At 56.1% G+C, this 4,549-nt stretch carries 5 protein-coding genes and 1 pseudogene; 2 read left to right on the forward strand and 4 right to left on the reverse strand.

Annotation, left to right across the window (positions count from 1 at the left end):
- A pseudogene (locus TY09_RS18720) lies at positions 1–217 on the forward strand (hypothetical protein); the annotation flags it as partial.
- Between the two features lie 18 nt (positions 218–235).
- Complete coding sequence (locus TY09_RS17285; RefSeq protein ID WP_042436962.1) at positions 236–586, forward strand: hypothetical protein; 351 nt, start codon at positions 236–238, stop codon at positions 584–586.
- A gap of 179 nt (positions 587–765) precedes the next feature.
- On the opposite strand, the gene TY09_RS17290 is transcribed toward TY09_RS17285, so the two are convergent.
- The 4 genes from TY09_RS17290 to TY09_RS17305 form a co-directional block, all read right to left on the reverse strand.
- Positions 766–1,902 (reverse strand): hypothetical protein, encoded by a 1,137-nt coding sequence (locus tag TY09_RS17290; RefSeq protein WP_042436965.1) that lies wholly within the window; start codon positions 1,900–1,902, stop codon positions 766–768.
- A gap of 104 nt (positions 1,903–2,006) precedes the next feature.
- Positions 2,007–3,260: a glutamate-5-semialdehyde dehydrogenase gene (locus TY09_RS17295; protein WP_009061880.1), complete on the reverse strand. Its 1,254-nt coding sequence runs from the start codon at positions 3,258–3,260 to the stop codon at positions 2,007–2,009.
- Between the two features lie 214 nt (positions 3,261–3,474).
- Positions 3,475–4,269: a glutamate 5-kinase gene (proB, locus tag TY09_RS17300; RefSeq protein ID WP_009061845.1), complete on the reverse strand. Its 795-nt coding sequence runs from the start codon at positions 4,267–4,269 to the stop codon at positions 3,475–3,477.
- Positions 4,270–4,343: 74 nt separating this feature from the next.
- On the reverse strand, positions 4,344–4,549 hold a 206-nt coding region (locus tag TY09_RS17305; RefSeq protein ID WP_459382109.1), incomplete at its 5' end, for a phosphatase PAP2 family protein.

The following is a 4,549-nucleotide window of genomic DNA, read 5'->3' on the forward strand; positions in this document are numbered from 1 at the left end:
GGGCGGGGGTGGCGGGCTGGACGGCGACACCCTGCAAGTCGTCTCGAAAATTCTGCCTTTGCTTTCTACCTTCCGGCAGGAAGACAACAATACCCGGCTGCTGCACGCCCTGCGTCCTCTTCTAGGGCCGGAGCGCCAGAAGAAGGTGGATGAAGCCATAAAAATGCTTTCGATGCTGCGCCTGCTGCCGGTACTCCGCGGGCAGGGAATTCTGTAACGGAAGGGGGATTTCGCAGTGGCGACCAACGATACCAACGATATGCAGCGTATGCAGCAGGACGCCATCCGCCGGGTGCGTGAAATGCAGAACCGCGCTCAGCAAAGCCTGACTCGCTCACAGCAGGCCGCACCCACGGAGCCCCAAACGCCCGAGCCTGAGCCACAGCCACAGCGTCATCATGATTCTTCCCCTGCACATGGAGCGCCGCCCACCTTACCGCTCCCACAGCCCAGCACGCTTTCAAACCTGTTTGACGGGCTGCTGCAGGACGGCGAACGCACACTGATTCTGGTTCTGCTTTTAATTCTTGTTTCGGAAAAGGCCGATACCGGCCTGATCTTTGCGCTGATGTACTTGATTATTTAAAAATTTCGGTTTTTAGAAGTTCCTCTGATAGGTTCCATTTTCTCCTACTTTGAGAGAGAAAAAGTCTTTACGAGAGTCGGCCGCCGAAAGCCATACTTACGCACTTCTCTTCTTCCCTCCAAAGATGGTAAAACGCTTCGATTGGTTGAGCCCGGGCCATAGGCCCGGGCTCATTTTAGTTAAGACGCATTGTCAGCACGGACAGCCGTCACATATTCGCTTTTGCCGTCCGCGGTTTTCTTCAGAACATACTGCATATATTTCACCGGCTCGGGAGTAGCGCTTTCGCTCTCGGTGCCGTCCTGCCAGTCACCGACCACATAGCCGACGCGCAGAATGACGGTATCACCGGATTTCTTACTACTGACCGTATACGGGGCGAAACTGCTCTGCGAGCTGTACGGAGTAACGCGGAACACGTTTTGCTCCGAATCGTATTCAAAGAAGGTTTCCTCCTGCGGATTCGACGGCTGCAGGTCGCAGTCCGGGCCAAACAGAGCGTGGCAGGCATCCACTACGTCGCCAAGAGGAACCAGCGTACGGCCCTGATCATCATAGCTGTTGTACTGGGCTCCGTTTTGCGTCACGGCGCGCCACAGTGAGGCCTTCATGATCATTTCGGCATCCGCTTCCTTGGAACTTTCAAACGGCTCGGGGTCCTGCATCACAACCGGGGACAGGAAGGTATCGTACGCGCGCAGCTGACTGTCGTCGGTTACGGCCCGGTAAATCTGCTGGCTCACACCCCACACGATCACCGAAAGGCCCACAAACGCGAGCACCATGATCAAAGCTCCCATGCCGATTCCATAGCGGTATTTACCGCGCCTGCGAAGCGACGGAACCCGATCCGCGGCAGCGGGTACAGCCGCTGCTTCCGGACTCTCCACGATTTCCTGCTGCTCCTGCTCCTGTTCCTCGGGTGAACGCGAGTCCTTCTTGATCAGCAGAATATCCTCACGGCCGGCAGTCTCGCCTTCCGGCAGAAAATCATCCAACTCCGGTTCCGGCTCGGGGTCTGGGGCCTGCGCCGCCTGCGCCAGATCAGCCGCCATTTTCTGCGCTTTGATCCTGGCCTGCTCCGCTGCCTCCAGCGCTGCGCGCACCTTTTTTTCTTCCGGGCTGCGTTTGGAGGATTTCTTCCGTTTCTCCGGCTTTTTCTGATATGCCGACCGGTAGTCCGAAGAAACCTGCGTCTCATCGCTCTTTTTGCTTTCGGCAAAGCGGTCAAAATCGATTTCCTCTATTAGTTCCTCCGGAAGCTCGCCGTGTTCCCCGGCCTGTTCCTGCTTCTTTTCATTTTGCTCTGAGTTCATGGCCTCTCCTTTTTATCCTAACGATCTTAAAAAAGCCGCTGAGTTCCTTCCCCGCCAAAGGTGGGGAAGGAATCGCTGTTTTTACATAAAGTCACGCTGAGTCACTATTCTCTGATTTGCCCATCGCCGGTAATAATGAATTTCTGAGATGTCAGCTCATTGACGCCCATAGGCCCTCTGGCATGCAGTTTCTGGGTGGAAATGCCGATTTCGGCCCCAAGCCCAAACTGACCGCCGTCGGTAAAGCGCGTGGAAACATTCACATACACTGCAGCCGCATCCACGCGGGAAGTGAATTGCCGGGCGTGCCCGTAATTATTCGTCACAATCGCCTCGCTGTGACCGGAGGAATATTTCGAGATATGCTCGATCGCCTCATCCAGAGAATCCACCACGCGCACTGCCAGAATATAATCCGAAAACTCGGTGGCCCAGTCGTCTTCCACGGCGGGGATCACCGTATCGCACGCTCCCAGGTTCTGCAGGGCGCGCTCATCAGCACGCAGCTGCACCTTTTTCTCGTCGAGCATTTTCTTTGCGACAGGCAGAAATTTCTCCGCTACCGCGCTGTGAACCAGCAGCGTTTCCGCCGCATTGCACACAGAGGGGCGAGAGGTTTTGGAATTGAAGATGATCCTCGCCGCCATTTCCAAATCGGCGCTGTCGTCCACATATACATGGCAGTTGCCCACACCCGTTTCAATAACGGGCACATGCGAGTTTTCCTTTACCGAGCGGATCAAGCCCGCTCCGCCGCGGGGAATCAGCACGTCGAGGTACTCGGTAAGCCCCATCAGCTCCACCGAGCTCTGGCGGCTGGTATCCTCGATCAGCTGAATGCTGTCGCGGGGCAGCCCGGTGCTCTCCACAGCGTCGCGCATCACTTCCGTAATCGCGGTGTTGGAATGAATGGCCTCTTTGCCGCCGCGCAGGATAATCGCGTTGCCGGCCTTCAGACACAGCACCGCCGCGTCCGCCGTTACATTGGGGCGGGCCTCGTAAATCATGCCGATCACGCCCAAGGGAACGGCAACCTTTTCGATTTTCATTCCGTTGGGGCGAACCTCACCGGAGAGAATGCGGCCGATGGGGTCTGTCTGCGCGGCTACCTGCCGCGCACCCTCTGCCATATCTTTGATGCGGGCTTCGTTCAATGTCAGGCGGTCGAGCATCGATTCACTCATACCGCCGGCGCGCGCCTGCTCAAGGTCGATTTTATTTGCACTGATTATTCTTTCCACATTTGCAACCAAACCATCCGCAATGCTCATCAGCGCGGCGTCTTTTTTGGCGCCGGCATTGGCCAGCACACGGGCGGCCGCCTTGGCCTTTTGGCCCATTTCCTGCAGCTTTGTCATAGCGCTTCCCCTTTCTATGAGAAACAGTTCCGTTTCAGAAAACGTAAAGTCTTAAGTTGTATTTAAAAATATTCTTCCCCGAGAAAACCACGGGTATAAAAAATGCGCGGCCGCCGGCAGCACCCCTGCGGGGGCTGCCTTTGCCCGGGCTCCCGCAAGGAGCCCGGGCAAACCAATGCCGGACAGGCATGGGGCGTACGCGCGCGATGTGTTTTTATTCCGCTTCGAATATCGTCCCCAGGTCTTCTCCCGCCAGCAGACGGTACAAATCCTTCGGGGCAGCGCCGTTGATGATGCCGCACGGAATCCCTGCCGCGGTAGAAACCATAGCCGCAGAAATTTTGGTGCGCATTCCCCCGGTTCCTCTCGCAGAGCCTTCCCCGCCGCCGAGTTCTTTGATCTCATCGGTGATTTTTTCGACTCGCGGGACTCTTTTTGCATTGGGGTCCTTCCTCGGATCGGCGTCGTACAATCCGTCGATGTCGGTCAGAAGCACCAGAAGGTCGGCCTCCGCCAGTACCGCCACCGTAGCGGACAGCGTATCGTTATCGCCAATATGCGCGCCCATCAGCTCATCGATAGACACCGTATCGTTTTCATTCACGACCGGAATAATGCCCATATCAAGCAGGGTTCGGAAGGTATTCTGCACATTCCGCTTGCTGATCTGCTCGATCATCACGTCGCTCGACAGCAAAACCTGAGCCACAGTGTGGTTGAACTCCCCAAAGAATTTATCGTAAAGGAACATCAGCTCACACTGGCCCACCGCCGCGACTGCCTGTTTTTTCTCGATCTCACGCGGTCGTTCCTTCAACCCCAGTTTGCTCATGCCAATCGCTAGCGCTCCAGAGGTAACCAAGATCATTTCCTTACCGGAATTCTGCAGGTCGCTAAGTACCTTACAGAGCTCCTCCATGGTGCGGAAATTCGCCTTCCCGTTATCGTACGTCAGGGTTGAGGTGCCAACTTTGACAACGATCCGCTTGGCCTGTGTGATTTCAGACATTCCTTTCACTCCTTTTCCTGGTTCTATCTATATGCAAAGCAGGCCGAGCCTGCTCATACAATGCCAAACAAAACCTATCCGTTTCCGGATTCCCCCACTCCCGCGGTGGTTTCTTCCTCTCCCCTGCGGTAGCGGGTTTTGCCGCAGTACACGCATGCGCACAGCGCAGCGAACACCAGCACCAGCGGCTCGCTGGCGGCAGAAAGCCCCAGCACTACTCCCGTGAGCACATCCGACGGGTAGTGAACGAATAAATAGAGGCGGGAAAACGCCATCAAAA

Source organism: Faecalispora jeddahensis, assembly GCF_000577335.1.
GTDB classification, from domain to species: domain Bacteria; phylum Bacillota; class Clostridia; order Oscillospirales; family Acutalibacteraceae; genus Faecalispora; species Faecalispora jeddahensis.